At 40.4% G+C, this 16030-nt stretch carries 11 protein-coding genes; 8 read left to right on the top strand and 3 right to left on the bottom strand.

The features are described 5' to 3' along the window. Window positions 1-100: 100 nt before the first annotated feature. The 3 genes from PLEUR7319_RS0105300 (at window position 101) to PLEUR7319_RS0105290 (ending at window position 4621) form a co-directional block, all read left to right on the top strand. Window positions 101-2095, top strand: coding sequence for an ATP-binding protein (locus PLEUR7319_RS0105300; RefSeq protein ID WP_019504164.1), 1995 nt, complete (start codon window positions 101-103; stop codon window positions 2093-2095). 183 nt (window positions 2096-2278) lie between these two features. Next, a complete protein-coding gene (locus PLEUR7319_RS0105295; RefSeq protein ID WP_019504163.1) occupies window positions 2279-2680 on the top strand; it encodes a response regulator in 402 nt (133 codons plus the stop codon). Between the two features lie 168 nt (window positions 2681-2848). Further along, complete coding sequence (locus tag PLEUR7319_RS0105290) at window positions 2849-4621, top strand: response regulator (protein ID WP_144054254.1); 1773 nt, start codon at window positions 2849-2851, stop codon at window positions 4619-4621. 107 nt (window positions 4622-4728) lie between these two features. Here the strand turns inward: PLEUR7319_RS0105290 and PLEUR7319_RS0105285 are convergent, their stop codons facing one another. After that, entirely contained in the window at window positions 4729-5049 is a 321-nt protein-coding gene (locus PLEUR7319_RS0105285) for an NAD(P)/FAD-dependent oxidoreductase (protein ID WP_019504161.1), read from the bottom strand. Window positions 5050-5289: 240 nt separating this feature from the next. Here PLEUR7319_RS0105285 and PLEUR7319_RS0105280 point away from each other — a divergent pair, with 240 nt between their 5' ends. From PLEUR7319_RS0105280 to PLEUR7319_RS0105265, 5 genes are all read left to right on the top strand, one after another. Continuing rightward, window positions 5290-7668 carry a dynamin family protein gene (locus tag PLEUR7319_RS0105280; protein ID WP_019504160.1) on the top strand — a complete coding sequence of 793 codons (2379 nt, stop codon included), beginning with the start codon at window positions 5290-5292 and terminating at the stop codon, window positions 7666-7668. A 42-nt stretch (window positions 7669-7710) separates the two neighbouring features. Next, on the top strand, window positions 7711-7866 hold the full coding sequence (locus PLEUR7319_RS41190) for a hypothetical protein (protein ID WP_019504159.1): 156 nt from the start codon (window positions 7711-7713) through the stop codon (window positions 7864-7866). Between the two features lie 79 nt (window positions 7867-7945). Next, a complete protein-coding gene (locus tag PLEUR7319_RS0105275; protein ID WP_019503630.1) occupies window positions 7946-9658 on the top strand; it encodes an IS1634 family transposase in 1713 nt (570 codons plus the stop codon). Window positions 9659-9735: 77 nt separating this feature from the next. Next, a complete protein-coding gene (locus tag PLEUR7319_RS0105270; protein ID WP_019504158.1) occupies window positions 9736-10641 on the top strand; it encodes a hypothetical protein in 906 nt (301 codons plus the stop codon). Between the two features lie 70 nt (window positions 10642-10711). Beyond that, entirely contained in the window at window positions 10712-11719 is a 1008-nt protein-coding gene (locus tag PLEUR7319_RS0105265) for a patatin-like phospholipase family protein (protein ID WP_019504157.1), read from the top strand. Window positions 11720-11776: 57 nt separating this feature from the next. Here PLEUR7319_RS0105265 and katG read toward each other — a convergent pair whose 3' ends face one another. Both katG and PLEUR7319_RS0105255 read right to left on the bottom strand, forming a co-directional pair. After that, window positions 11777-14119: a catalase/peroxidase HPI gene (gene katG, locus PLEUR7319_RS0105260; protein ID WP_019504156.1), complete on the bottom strand. Its 2343-nt coding sequence runs from the start codon at window positions 14117-14119 to the stop codon at window positions 11777-11779. Between the two features lie 235 nt (window positions 14120-14354). After that, window positions 14355-15653, bottom strand: a complete 1299-nt coding sequence (locus tag PLEUR7319_RS0105255; protein ID WP_026102318.1) for an RNA-guided endonuclease TnpB family protein — start codon at window positions 15651-15653, stop codon at window positions 14355-14357. Between the last annotated feature and the right edge of the window lie 377 nt (window positions 15654-16030).

Here is a 16030-nt window from a genome sequence, read left to right as displayed (position 1 = left end):
GGGAAAGATTTAGTCAGGACAATTTATGTACATGAGATGATGTAATTATGCATCTTAGAAAAAAGATTTAACATATAAATAAATCGACTCATGCCATGTTTTGAATCAACTAGAACTACTCAATCGAATTACCAGTAAGATTAGACGATCGCTGGAATTGCCAGAAATTCTGGATGCAGCGGTGACGGAAGTTAGAACTTTTTTAAAAAGCGATCGCGTTAAAATCTACAAATTTGATGCTGATGGTAACGGTCAAGTAATTGCCGAAGCGATAAATAGCGATCATCTGCCTTCTCTCAAAGGCTTACATTTTCCCGCAGGAGATATTCCACCCCAAGCGCGAGAGCTATTCCTGAAAGCTAGGGTTCGTTCAATCGTCGATCTTGAGAAACAGCAAATTCAACTTAGTCAACCAAACAGGCTACCTTCTACTGCTACAGAAGAATTAACCGTAGAACAGGTACGCCAAGAGTCCCTGGAAAGTCTCTTACAACGTCCCGTAGACCCCTGTCATGTGGAGTATTTAACTTTGATGGGGGTTAAGTCTAGTTTGGTAGTTCCTCTGGTAAACGATCGGCAGCTTTGGGGTTTACTCATTGCTCACCATCGTCGTGCCAGAGTTATTTCTAACCGCAGTTTGAGAATTATCCAAACTGTTGTTCAGCAGTTAGAAATGGCGATCGCTCAAGCTAATTTATTTCGAACAGTTAAACAAAAAGCCCAACGAGAAACCTTAATCAATCAGATTTCCCATTTGCTTCATTCCCCTTTAGAAAATGACAAGATATTGCCTGCGGTGTTAGCCCAAATAGTTACTGCGATCAGCGGAACGGGGGGCTTATTATGTATGAATGATGCAGAACCAACTCAAATTAGTTGTTATCAATATGGCTCTTTACCTAATCTTCCCACATCTGATTGGTTACACTTGCAAAATTTAGCGGGAACTGGGAGCCAAGTTAGAGCAATTAATAATATCGAAGAACAAAAATCAATCAAAACTTTAATACCTGCCCTGATAAAAAACAACTTACGAAGTTTACTGTTAATGCCCTTACGCTACAAAAAAGAAACTTTGGGCAATCTGGCAATTTTTCGTCAGTCGATCAATACAGAAAAACTCTGGGCAGGGAATTATCAGGCTGATAAACGACAAACCCGCCCCCGTCAATCTTTTGACCAGTGGAAAGAAATCATTAAAGGACAAGCTCAACCCTGGCAAGATCACGAACTAGAATTGATCCAGTCTTTGACTAATAATTTGGCAATGGCAGTGATGCAAGACAGACTTTATCGGCAAGAGAGAAGGCAACGGGTATTAGTAGAAATGCGCAACCAAGAGCTAGACAACGCTCGTAGAGAAGCGGAAACAGCTAGTAGTCTCAAGTCGGCATTTTTATCTTCTTCTAGCCATGAATTACGCACACCCCTAGCATCAATTCTGAATTATCTCAAACTACTAAAAGAAGGTTTTTATGAAAATGAACAAGAATTAGCCGAGTATATTGAAACGGCTCATCTTTCTGCCGAAAATCTCCACACCATTGTCGATAGTCTTCTAGATATTGCCAAAATTGAAGCAGGGAAAATGGAAGTCGATCTGGCAATCGTGGAACTCGAACCCCTGTTCGGTGAACTACGTCGTCTCTTCCAACCTGATACTATCCGACAGGACATTGACTTGATTATTGACTGTCAAATAGGGAGAGTTTATGCCGATGCAATTAAGCTCAAACAAGTTTTGACTAATATTTTGAATAATGCTTTTAAATTTACCCCACAAGGAAAGATTAAGATTCAAGCGATTTCCCTTCCACCCAGGCATCACGCGATCGCTAAAATGGAAGCGACATCTTGGGTCGAAATTTCTATATCCGATACGGGTATTGGTATTGAACCAGATAAACAAGCGGGTATATTTGCAGCTTTTGTTCAGGAAGATGGTTCAATTCGCCGACGCTACGGTGGTACTGGGTTGGGACTTACGATTTGTAAGCAGTTAGTGGAACTTATGAGGGGTCAAATTTTTCTTAAGAGTGAAGGCAGAAATTGCGGAACGACAATAACAATTACTTTACCTGGAGTATCATACTAAATCCTTTTGGTGCAGGTTACTTGAATAAACGAAGTAATGAGTAATGAGTAATGAGTAATGAGTATTAAATTCTCCCCCAGTCTCCCAGTCATTTTACATAAATAACCTCTGTCAATCGGATTTAGTATCAACCTTGCAGAGACTTTTTTTGAAACGTCTGTGTAAGAAATAAGGGAAGAAATAATGAAAAGCTTAAAAATTCTCTTAGTAGAAGACAATTTACCCTTAGCTAAGAGTACCGCTAAACTAATCGAACGCCTTGGAGGACATTCAGTTCAATTAACTGACGAACCGAAAACTGTTTTTGAACTATGTACAGCAGGGGAGATAGACATAGTATTAATGGATATCAACCTTCCAGGGGCATCTTGGGCAGGAGAAGAAGTTAGTGGAGCTGACTTGTCTCGTTTACTCAAAACCAAATTAGAAACCGCCTCTATTCCCATAATTTTACTAACTGCTTATGCCATGTCCAGCGAACGAGAATCACTACTGGCTGATTCTCAGGCTGATGAGTTTTTTACTAAACCAATCAGTGATTATGCTGCCTTAATTAAAGCGATCGAGCAATTAACTGAGAATTAAATTTTTTAGTAGGCTAAAACCCGCTGTTCCAAATCGGGATACAATATTTCTAAAATATTAAGAAATGCAAACATTTAACAATTAAATTTTAATATTGGTCTGCGCTTATTACTTATGCTTAATTACCAAAAGCTCTTACTCCAACCAACTGCAAACGTAGCTAAATTAATGGGGACTTCATCAGAAGAAGGTCCCCAAAAAAAAGACCAAGAAAATCAAGCTCGGGATTTCCAGAATTTTTCCCAAGCACTTGATAATTTTGCCGCGCCCCAAGCAAGGGAAATATTAACAGGAGTAGAGCTACCCAAGATTAAATCAGAAGTAATTTTAATCGTAGATGATACCCCAGATAACCTACTGGTGTTGTTTTCCTATTTGGAAGACAAAGGGTATAAAATTTTATTAGCAGAAGATGCTGAGAGCGCCTTACAGATTGCTCAGACTCAAGCACCAGATTTAATTTTATTAGATGTATTAATGCCAGAAATAGACGGCTTTGAAACCTGTCGTCGGCTCAAGGCAAAACCTACTACCAGAGAAATTCCCGTAATTTTTTTGACGGCACTTTCGGAAACAGTTAATAAAGTTCAAGGATTTAAGTTGGGAGGGGTAGACTACATTACCAAACCTAGTGAACAAGAAGAGGTTTTAGCCCGCATTCAAACCCATCTTAATCTCCGTAAAATGCGCCATACTCTGGCAACGCAGAACCAAGAGTTGCAACAAGCTTTAAATTTTGAAGCATTGGTGCGGCGTATCACTGATAAATTACGGGATAGTCTGGAAGAAAAGCAGATATTAGAGACTGCTACTCAAGAATTGGCTGAAATTCTCGATCTTAGTAGCTGTCAAATTGAGCTTTATGACTCCAAACAAATAATTGCAACCATTACCTACGAACATACTCTTACTTTACCCCAGTGTCAGGGAGTAAGTAGAAAGATTGGAGATTTTCCCGAACTTTATCAACAACTACTACAAAAGAGCCCGATTCAGTTGGTAGAGAAAGTTCCTCAATTCAATCCTCAAGAAATTCAAGTTACTCGTTTAGCTTGTCCTATTTTTGACGATCGCGGTATTATCGGTAATCTTTGGGGACTCAGACCGCCAACAGAGGTATTTACAGCTTTAGAGATTAAATTAATGCAGCAAGTGGCTTCTCAATGTGCGATCGCCATTCGTCAAGCGAGACTCTATGAAGCTTCTAATCAGCAAGTGAAAGAACTAGGTCAACTCAATCAACTTAAAGATGACTTCCTCAAAACTATTTCCCACGAACTCAAAGCACCCATGAGTAGTATTCAGTTAGCTACTCAAACAATGGAAAATTTGTTGGCTACTAAAAAAAATCCTCAAAAGTCTCCTACCTTCAAGCGAGTCCTTAAAATTTTTCACGAATCATGCGAGCGACAAAAGCAACTTGTAGACGATCTTCTAACTCTTTGTTATCTAGATGCAAAAGCCAAAACCATACAGCCCGAATTAATCGATCTCAATCTTTGGATTCCCGATCTGGCTCAAGTATATTTAAATTGCGCCCAAAATCAACAACAGCAATTAATTTTGGATTTAGCAGAAGAGGAATTACGGGTTTTAGCCGATGCGATGATGTTAGAAAGAATTGTTCGAGAATTTCTGCACAATGCTTGTAAATATACTCCAGCGGAGCGAACAATTACGGTACAAACTAAAGCCAACGAATCAGAAATTTCTCTTTGCGTGATTAATACTGGTGTGGAAATTACTTCAGAAGAACAGAAATTAATTTTCAATCAATTTTATCGTATTCCCAATAACGATCCTTGGAAATATGGTGGTACGGGACTGGGACTAACATTAGTTAAAAAGCTGGCAAAAATGCTTGAGGCAACTGTTGATGTTACCAGTGAAAATGAGCAAACTACTTTTTGCCTTAGATTTCCTAAATGTTTTTCTGAGTAACATTCATGAATTAGAATGACTATAGCTCTTCATTGACTTTCTGACTCGATTAATCCATCCTTGGCTTTGTTGAAGCACTTCAGAGTAGGGAGTTTCCTCTTCCATAATTAACTCCATAGGCAAAGGACGAAAGAGTTGTGGAAACCAGGGGCGTAACTTTTTGCCCACAGTGAGCTGAAAATCAACTCCAGAGTCATCCATTTAGTGCGAGGAATAGTATAATCCGATAAATCTCGCAGGGCGTGGACATCTTCCAACCGTTTGCTGGTAAAGGCAGGAAGAGCTTTTTCCCAATCATCCTGGTATTCATCTAAAACTTGGGCAAAAATCATAGCATCTTGTAGGGCAGCATTACAGCCTTGTCCAATGGAGGGAGACACCGCATGAACAGCATCACCAATGAGTAATATTTGTCCTCCAACAATCACGATTAACCTTAGCCAGTAGCATATTATCTTATTTATTTAATAATTTTTGGGAAACTAGTATCAACTCCAATAGATAACAAGCTCTTAGCAACTCAAAAAGTCTGAATCAATGGGAGTTCACTCTTGTCGTAATCGAGAATTTGAGAAAAAATAACTGTTTCATTCATGGTTATTTTTACCGAGGTATCTTGATATCTTGGTTGTCATACTGGGAGAAAAGATGAATATAATAAATTTCTGATGATAGAAGCAGTAAAAAGTCCAAATATTAATTTAAGACCTAAGATTCAAGATTTACAGTCAGATATTCTTGATTTATTACAAGATATCAGTAAATTAATGAGAACAGCCCAACGAGATCTTAATGATCGCAACTCTCAAGAGAAATACGCTGAATCTCAACAACAAATCGAGCAAGAAATTCAAAAGGTAGGCAATCTGGAATTAAGGATGGCAATTGTTGCTCCAATGAAGGCGGGCAAGTCAACAATTATTAATGCCATAGTTGGTCAAGATTTACTCCCCAGTCGTAATGCAGCGATGACGACTATTCCTACTAAAATATCCTTTAACAATCATGTAGAAAAACCAGAGTTAAGTTTATCGGAAAACACTCTAGCAGTCTTTCAAAATACTTGGTCAAGTTTACAGCAAAAAATCAATCACTTAGCAGAGTCTGAATTAGAAAATTTAATTAGTCAATATCCCCATTTACAAGATTTAGCCAAGAAAATAAAAAGCGATCGCTGTTATATACCCGCCGAAGTTTCTGGTAAAGAACATATTAGTTTGGTTTTAATTCAATTAAACGATTTAGTACGTCTTTGTTGTACTTTAGATCCCAGTCTAGATCCTTTAAATAAACTAGAAGATGTTCCAGAAGTAAAAACACCATTTTGGCGAAGCAACAATACAGAACAAACAAAACAGCTTGGTAACTTAGTAATTGTCGATACCCCGGGACCAAATGAGGCAGGAGATAATTTAAGACTCACCGCAGTAGTAGAACAAGAACTAAAACGCTGTTCGATTGTTTTAATCGTCCTTGATTTTACCCAATTAAATAACCAAGCAGCAGAAGCTGTTAAACGACAAGTGCAACCGATTATTGATGTAATTGGCAAAGACAATCTTTATGTATTAGTTAATAAAGTAGATCAAAGACTTTCGGGAGATATGACTTCTCAAGAAGTCAAGAAGTTTATCTATAGCGATCTTGATTTAAGTGAATCTGAAGATTCAGACAGAATTTTTGAAATATCAGCCAGACAAGCTTTTTCTGCAACGAAGTTTTTACTCGAATTACAACAAAATTCTGAAATTGAATTGGCGAATATGTCTAGCATCGAGGCTCTTGCTAAGCAAGTTTTGGGTAATAGATGGGAAAGAAAATTACAGAAGAAAACCGCAGCAGATCTAGAAGAGGAAGCAGAATTTCTCTGGGAAGATTCGGGTTTTGACGAATTTATTATTAATTCCATTCAAGCCTTAATTGCCAATGCTGCACCAAAATGTATATCAACCGCACTTAAACTATCCAGTCATTTACTTACTGTTCTTAAAGACGATCTGAGTTTAAGAGCTAGTGCTATTTCCGAAGATGCCTCAAAATTAGAAGCAGAAATCAACGCTTTAACTACAGATTTAAAACATTTAGAATTGTGTCGCAGTCGTTTAAAAACTGTAGATAAAATCAAACATAAATTACAAATAAATCTACAAAAGATTCTCGAACAACTAATTGAAGAAGCAAAAATTAGTGTAGAGAGTCATTTCAAAGAAGAAGACGACAATCGAGCTAATATTTTTGAAAGAGTAGATAGATCGGCAAGAAATTTTTTCTTTCAAGATATTGGTGGTGATGATATACTTCCCAGAACTGTTATTGATAAGCTTAAATACAAAACTAAAAACGTTTTAGAGTTTCATAATAAGTACGAAGCTGATCAATTTGCTAACGAAACAATTAATTGGTCAAAGCAAAGAGCTAATAGTCTTTTATCTCAAGCAAGACTTTATACAGAGAAAGAAATTTCAGAATCACAAATCGAATTATTAACATCTCTTAAAAAAGAAACTAAAGATATCTTAGAAAAAGCTCGCGATCGCCTTAACAAAGCTTTTGACATTAAACTTGCTTTACCTCCTAACCCAGAATTAAATAGCGAACTTGGTAGAATTGATTTCAAGGTAAATAATCTTTCAAGAGAAGTTACAGATTATAAAACTGAAAGAAGCAGACCTTGGTATTTTTTATGGCTTTGGGAAATTGAACAGCAAGTACCGATTACGAGGACAGAGTCTTATTACACAGTTTCTCTTCAAGATATTGTCAAGCAAATAAACACAGCAATTGAAGCTAATGTCAATAAAATCAATTCTCAAGTCAATCAATATCTAGATTTAGATTTCAAAAATGCTGTAGATGATTACTTTACGGAACTAGATGCTTATCTGAGTAATTATCGTAATAGTATCAAGCAAGCACAAGCAGACGGACAATTGGATATCAAAAAAAAAGAACAGCTAGTAGTAACTCTTCAATATCTCATTCCAGAAGTTAATAATAAATTAAAAAAGACAACTGAATATCAAACTAAAGTACAGCAATTGGTTTGAATATTTTTTAGTCAATAAATTTAAGAAATATAATTAATATTGATGTTTAATCTTAAAAATAATTCTCAGCAAAATATAGCAAATTCATCTATACAACAACTGGAAAAAAGAATTCCTCCCGTAAGCGATCAAGCCTTAATCGATTTAGTTAACGGCATTCAGATAAATCAGAATATTCTTAACTCACGGTTCGCTTAAATCAAAGATGGCTAGAAAAATAAAACAGCTCAACTGTATGCTGAGAAAGAAGTTGAAAGAATAGAGAGACCAACCCGTCTTGAAAGGAACTAACTCAGAAAGAGCAGATGATCTTCCTCTAATTATTCATTGGCTAAAGCAAATGGAAATAGCATCAATAATTGATCGAGAGCTACCTGTTCCTCATGGGAATCGAAAAGGATTAAGCTACGGTCAATTATCAGTCCTATTTCTAAGTTATGTAGTGAGCCAATCAGACCATCGATTATGTGCCGTAGAACCATGGGTAGAAAAACATCGGCAAACCTTAGAAATAGCAACAGGATGGAACATTGGGGGCAAAGATGCCACAGATGACCGACTAGCTGACTTATTAAGTGTCATCGGTTCATCGGAAAATCAAGGGCGAGAGAAAGTAGCAATTCAATTGGGACAAAGCACAATACGAGCTTATGAATTACCAACGGACAAAGCCAGAAGCGATACCACAAGTTTTAGTGTCTATCATCAGCCCACAAAAGAAACAGAAGGAACTAACTTGCTGAATTTTGGTTATAGTAAAGACCGCCGCCCTGATTTGGTTCAATATCGTCAAATGTTAGCTACTCTCGACCCCATGGGAATGCCTCTATTGGGAGCTACATTATCAGGAAATGGAACAGATGAATCTCATTATCTACCAACATGGCAACAATTGGTGGAGATTATTGGTCACAAAGATTTCTTGTTTCTCGCCGATTCTAAAGGCTCTACTTGGAATAATCGGGGGAAAATTAATCAACAAGGAGGAATTTACTGTTTTCCGCTAGCGATGCATCAGCCTCGTCCCAAACTGTTATCGCAATGGGTGGCTAATCCACCAACAGCAGTGCAAGAAATTTGTCTCAACTCCGAAGCCGAGTCAGAATCTCCCATTGGTAAGGGTTTTGAAGTTCCGTTGGGCAGTCTCTGGTATGAAAAAGAACATCAAAAGTGGCATCGTTGGTCAGAACGATGGTTAGTGGTTTGTTCTTATGCTTTACAACAGCGTCAACTTAAAAGCTTGTCAGCTCGTCTGAGTAAAGCGGAACTTGCCCTAGAAAAACTCGCTAAAAAACCACCACAAGATGAGGTAGCTCTACAAACCAAAGTGGAGACTATTCTGAAACGTTATCGAGTTACGGGGCAGATCTTAACTGCGATTGAGAAGAAAATTGGCTATCAAAAAGTTTATCAAGGTGCTGGTCGAGGAAGTAAGAATCGTCCCTCTCGTCGTGTTCGTCAAACTACTCTTTCCTTGACTTATCAACGTTGTGAGACCGCTATCACCCATCAACAATCCATCGCTGGTTGGAGATTGTATGTAACTAATGCTAATTCACAGCGTCTTTCTCTTGAGCAAGCTGTTAACTCTTATCGGGAGCAATGGCAACCTGAAAGAGGTTTTCATCGTTTTAAACGAGGTCGTCTTCCCGCTTTACCCATCTATTTTCAAGATGAAGAACGGATTCGAGGGCTGATGTTTTTACTAACGATCGCCCTGACTCTGTTTACCTTGATGGAATTTGTGGTTCGTCGCCAACTAGCGGTGACAAAGCAATCACTTCCTGGACTTTATTCAGGCAATCCCAAGCGCACTACTTTTCGTCCCACTGCTGAACAATTGCTAGCTGCTTTTGGCGATCTAACTTTGTATCTTTATCCTGATGGCTCTACTGAAATTAGTTCTCTTAATTCTCTTCAAAGACAGATTTTAAATCTGATGAAGATTCCTGAATCGATTTACATTCTTCCCCAGCTAGTTCCTGATTGACTCCAATCCAGCAAATAATTGCTGTGACTTGATTCTATCCTCTTTATTTGATTCAATGCATTTTATTTAAGCGAACCGTGAGTCTTAATTATCGTAAAAGTAGAGGATTCTTCGGTCAATTACTTGATCGCCTGACAGGAAGCGATCGCGATCGACAATTGTTGCTAGATGGAAACTTAATTGCAGGACAACAAACCCTACATAATTGGGTATTAGAATTAACTGATTCTCTCAGAATTTCTCAACTGGGTTTACAAATAACTCAAAAATCCCTTTTAGAAGCCAGAAACATCATTAGACTTAATAAAAGTCGGCTACAACATCAAGAACGAGCAATTATTGACATTGCTGAACAACTAAGCAAATTAACTCAACAGATAGATAATAAATTCAAAACTATAGAAGCACGGATACATCAACTAGAAACAAAAGTTGCAGCCAATGAAGATTTAGATGCAATTATTTCTGCTTGGGAAGCGAATCAAACCTATCACGATTTTCCTTGGTTAATTCAAATTATCTTGCTGGTAAAAGAAATATTTAGTAGTGCAGTAATCACCTACGAATTAGAAACTCAGGATCTAGAAAAATATCGACGATTAATTATCAATAAAATCTTAGCTCGTAGTATTCCCATTACTCAAAATTTCTTCAGTTTGGCAGAATTACTAGATCTATCCTCCTGCCAATTAGAAATAGAAGATCTACCATTATGTGCGGCAATTCTAGAAATTCGCTCGTTTACCTTCACTAGATTAAATTCTATCCCTTTATTATTTGCTGTCGGTACAACCTTAGAATTCTCACAACTCCCCCCAGAAACACAACCCCATCACCTAGGAAAAAGTGCGATCGCTCTCTGTCGTCAACAAATCAATTATCTCCCGCGGCAAATGGATGCGAGGGAATTAGTCAGCACTATTGTTAATGAAATAGCTAACGATTCCCTATCGCAACTAATAGCTTGTCAAAGCAATCTTTAACTCTTCAACTGACCAAATAAAAAACCTCACATTTTCTTTGCGTCTCTGCGTCTTTGCGCGAAATAAAATCATGAATTACCATCAAAACCCGCAAATTGGACTTGTATTAGCTGGAGGGGGAGCAAAAGGTGCATATCAAGCTGGCGCACTGCGCTATCTAGCAGAAATTGGCTTGCAACCTCAAATTATTGCAGGTACGAGCATCGGCGCGTTGAATGGAGCTACTTTAGCAGCCAATACTCCTTTTAACTACGCAGTACAACGTTTAGATCGAATTTGGACAAAGCTGGGTCAAACCAAAGTAATTAGTCCTCATCAAAATCTTGCTGTCAACACTTTAAATCAAGCAGCTAAAGCGTTTGTTCCTACCTTTCGTCATTGGTTAGTTGAATTTGCTCTCAACGCAGGCTTATCCAACAATAAAGCCTTGTTAGATCCAGAGCCTATAGAAACTATGCTAAAAGAGATAATCGCTCCTGATGCTTTAAGGAATGGGATTGAATTGTGGGTGACAGTCTTTCCCTCATTAAAAATACCTGGTTTAGATTACGATTGGCTAATCGATCTGATTCGCTCTCAAATAGGAGCAAAAGCCCAGTGGCTGAGGGTGCAAGATTGTCAAAATGATGAAACCCTCTTCAATCTACTTTTAGCTAGTGCTGCTATTCCCTTCGCCTTTCCCCAGCGGGAAGTTAACGGACAATACTATGTTGATGGTGCTTTAGGGGATAATATTCCTTTGGGCGCGCTAGCTGCAAGAGGCTGTACTCATGCAATTGTCATTCATCTGGACGGCGGTGCAATTTGGAATCGTCATGATTTTCCCGAACAAACCGTAATCGAAATTCGTCCGTCAGACAAGATCAATAGTTCTCATTTACCTGTCATTGGTGAAATTCATTCCCTACTAGACTTTACTCCAGAAAAAATAGCTACTCTCAAACAAATGGGATATCAAGATGCTCGAAGCAGTTTAGAACCTATTTTAGAAACTTTGGTTACTGTCAAACAACAGCGCAAGGTTGAAAAATCGTTGCTTTATTCAACTGAAATACTTTTAGGCGATGAACCTCTATAATACGCCTAATATCAATTACGTCAAATAATTATTGTTTAGGTTTGCTATATATAGCAGTCATCTTTGACCGAACGAGCCCGAACGGACGGACTCATCCAGTACAACAATTGCAGGATAAGCACGAACGTCAAAGCGATCAAGCATCATTACCTTATTCCAAGCTGCAACAAAGTCTTTAACCATCCGCTCGTGACCGTCATCAGCGCCGTAGACTTCAGAAACCTGACGCAGTTCCGCGTTCGAGCCAAAGATGAGATCGCAGCGTGTCGCGGTAAACTTCGTCTCACCTGTTTGGCGATCGCAGATATTAAAGAGCATCTCGCGATTGTCGATTGGCTTCCACTCGTAGTCCATGCTGGTCAAGACACGGAAAAAGTCATTGGTCAAAACGCCAGGTCGGTCGCTGAAGATACCATGCTTTGAACGATCCCAGTTTTGATCGAGGGCACGAAGTCCACCGACAAGAACTGTCCACTCGGGAGCGGTCAGTTTAAGAAGCTGTGCGCGATCGAGGAAAATGCGCTCTGCCTTAACCTTATAGCCCACAGCCTCGTTATGATAATTTCTGAAACCGTCCGAGACTGGCTTGAGCCATTCAAAGCTTTCAACATCTGTCAGTTCTTGAGTAGTATCCATTCGACCAGGAGTAAATGGAACACCGACATCGACTCCAGCATCTTTCGCAGCCTTCTCGACAGCAGCGCAGCCTCCGAGGACAATAAGATCCGCGATTGAGATTTTTTTGTTACCCGACTGAGTGTTGTTAAATTCTGACTGAATTTGCTCCAGGGTTGATAAGACCTTGCTAAGCTCCTGCGGGCGGTTCACCTCCCAGTCTTTTTGGGGATTTAGGCGAACACGAGCGCCATTAGCACCACCACGCTTGTCAGAGTCGCGATAATTTGAAGCCGACGCCCAAGCTGCGGACACCAACTCCGAAACTGAGAGCCCACTCGCCAAAATCTTGTCCTTGAGAGAATTAATATCGGCATCATCGACGACATCGTGATCGAGTGCTGGAATCGGATCTTGCCAAGTCAGATCTTCCTCCGCAACTTCTGGACCGAGATAGCGTACTTTGGGTCCCATATCCCGATGAGTCAGCTTGTACCAAGCGCGCGCAAATGTATCACTAAAGTAGTCAAAGTCATCGAGAAAGCGTTGACAGACTTCACGATAGGCGGAATCTTCCTTCAACGCAATGTCTGAAGTCATCATCATTAATGAATGCTCGACACCAGACTTGTGCGCATCTGGCGTTGTCGGCGCATCTTGATCGCTTGGCTTCCACTGAATGGCACCAGCTGGGCTCTTGGTTTGTTCCCACTCGTATTTAAAGAGATTTTCTAGGTAGCTGTTATCCCATTGGGTCGGGTTTGGTGTCCATGAACCTTCAATCCCGTTCGTCATTGTATATTCTGCAAAACCAGTACCTTCAGGATTTTGCCATCCTAAGCCCATTGCTTGAATCGGCGCACCTTCGGGGGCTGGTCCGATCTTGTCTGGCGCAACCATGCCGTGGCTTTTACCAAAAGCATGTCCACCTGCAATTAACGCTACAGTTTCCTCATCGTTCATCGCCATGCGCGCAAAAGTCTCGCGAATGTCGCGGGCGGATGCGATCGGGTCTCCGCTTCCATTCGGACCCTCTGGATCGACGTAGATTAGTGCCTGGTGCGAAGCTCCCAACGGGTTTTCGAGGTCATAGTATTCGTCTTTCGGTTCGCCGACCCAGCGAATTGTTCGAGTGACCATCTCATCTGGATGTCCCTCATGCTGCTTGCCATTTTCTCCGAACGCTTGACCGTCCCAAAACTCAGGACCCCAGTAGGTGGCGCGATCTGCCTCCCAAGCATCCATGCGACCACCGCCATAGCCAAAGGTCTTCAGACCCATAATTTCGAGCGCGCAGTTGCCGACCAGGATCATTAGATCTGCCCAGCTCAGTGCCGCGCCGTATTTCTGCTTAATTGGCCAGAGTAGCCGTCGTGATTTATCGGTGTTGCCATTATCCCACCACGAGTTAATTGGGGCAAAGCGCTGCATACCCCGGCTCGCTCCGCCACGACCGTCGGCGATACGGTAAGTTCCCGCAGAGTGCCATGCCATGCGGATCATCTGAGGTCCGTAGTTGCCGTAGTCGGCTGGCCACCAGTCTTTTGAATCTGTCAGTAAAGTTTTGATATCCTTTTTCAACTGCTGAAAGTCGATCTTCTGAAACGCTTCCTTATAGTCAAAATCTCTTAGCGGATTAGCCTGGGGTGAATTTTGGTGAAGCAGCTCGACCTGAAGTCGATTCGGCCACCAATCATCAGTTTGCGGCTTAGAGCCGAGCGCGCCTCCAACACGGGTTCCACGAAAGGGACATTGTGTAGGAGCGGTAGGAGGGTTGTTGTTCATTTAATTTAATCCTTTCTGTAGTTGTTGTGATGGTCTAATTCGAGATTACACCTTAAGAAGATCGCATAGGCTAAAGTTTGTGTCACAACAGTTCTTGCATTATGCGCCTAGTGTAAATTAAATAGAATATTGTCGATCTAAGCTTTCAGCTCTTAGCTCTGAGCTCTTAGCTTTTTAACTTTCAAAGTGAATTACAGGTGCCGAGAACATTTAGTGACATCCTCCCAACACTGAATTATTTTATCGCTTTCGCTCTAAAATTATTACAGTGTGGGCTTCCATTATCGCTAATGGATCTTGCTCCCCTACTATCCAAAGATAGGTTGCGCCACTTATCTACAACCAAGTTGCCCGACAGTACGACTTGAGAGCCAATTTCTTGCTTTTCGGGAGTCCCCCGATACGTTTCTCTACCTCGGTTACAGATTTCCTGACCAGAGGCAATATCCCTGTTGACAACATAATTACATTCATGACACTCACTTAGTCGAACCCTTAGATCCTTTCTGACTTCAGAGCGACAATTAGGGCAAACCTGGCTAGTGCCACGATGATCAACCCGACCGACAAAGACATCTCGTTTCTGGGCTACATATTCTAATATGTCTCGCAATTTTCCCCAACCAGCGTCTATCGTATGCTTACCTAACATCCCTTTCGCCATAATACGAAAGTCACAATCTTCAACGTAGATTGTATCTGCCATATCACACAGTTTATGGGCAAGTTTGAACTGATAGTCAGATCGCCTGAATGCTATGTAGTTATGTTGTTTAGCTACTTTTAGTTGAGCTTTTTCATAGTTTTTCCCTCGTTTCTTTTTTCTTGACAGACGCTTTTGTAGCACTTTCAGCCGACGATAGGCTGTCTTGAAAAACTTGGGTCGCTTCTCTATATATCCATCGCTTGTTGCCACGTAGGACAACAAGCCGACATCAACACCGATTGCGTGACCATGAGGTACGGGACTAGGAAGCTCAATATCTGATTCTATCGCTACCACTGCAAACCAACCTATTGCCTTTTTCAGTACTCTGACTTGCTTGATAACAAAACCTTCAGGGATTGGTCTATGTAGGTTGATTTGTACTTTTCCTAATTTAGGTAGTTGAATTTGCCAATCACTCACTGGGTTGGTTTTGAACTGAGGAAACAACATTGACTTCATTTGTCCATACTTCTTAAAGCGTGGGAAGCCATAACCTCTAGCTTGGAATGAATCCCAACTATCATGCAATCGTCTAATATTGGTTTGCAATACTTGTGACGGTACAGCTTGGAGTCGTGAAAATTTCTTCTTGGCTTTTGGTAAGTTGTTTTGCTGTTGGTGGTAGCTAGGGAACGGATAATCCGCAGCCATCATATATTCTGATTCTAAACTACACCTATCGAGAGAACATTTTCGACTGGCTATCCAATCTTTTAGTTCTCTGAGAGCATAGTTATAGCTGACACGGCAAGTTTCCAGCCACTCATCGAGTAGCTCAACTTGTTCATTATCAGGATAGATGCGATAGCGATAGTTGAGAATCATCTGACTATTCTACCACTATCTCTTAGCAATGGTAAACCTGCCCCACTGCGCCGCTCAGTTCGCTTTCATGAGGGGCTGTCGCCTGTGGTTTCCCAGGCGTTTATAAGCTCCGTCCCAACGCTAAGTGCTATATGCGAAGCGGTATCCCTTTAGGGACTCCTTGGCACTATAGCGTGGGACTTTCCCCTCACAGGTGTTAATTTGGCGAGATTTATTAACTTTATAAACTTCCTAGAGAAGCGGTCCAGTAGAAGCTATTGACAAAATAACTAAAATGTTGCTTTCTAACATGACAACCTCTTAGCTGCTTCTCCAATCACTATAACCTGATAGAGAATAGCAGATTGTTTTTCTTCATTAGTTGCTAAGGCAGATTT

This window comes from Pleurocapsa sp. PCC 7319 (assembly GCF_000332195.1).
Lineage (GTDB): Bacteria > Cyanobacteriota > Cyanobacteriia > Cyanobacteriales > Xenococcaceae > Waterburya.
Note: the sequence above shows the minus strand (reverse complement) of the source record. Positions and strands in the feature narration are given on the sequence as shown.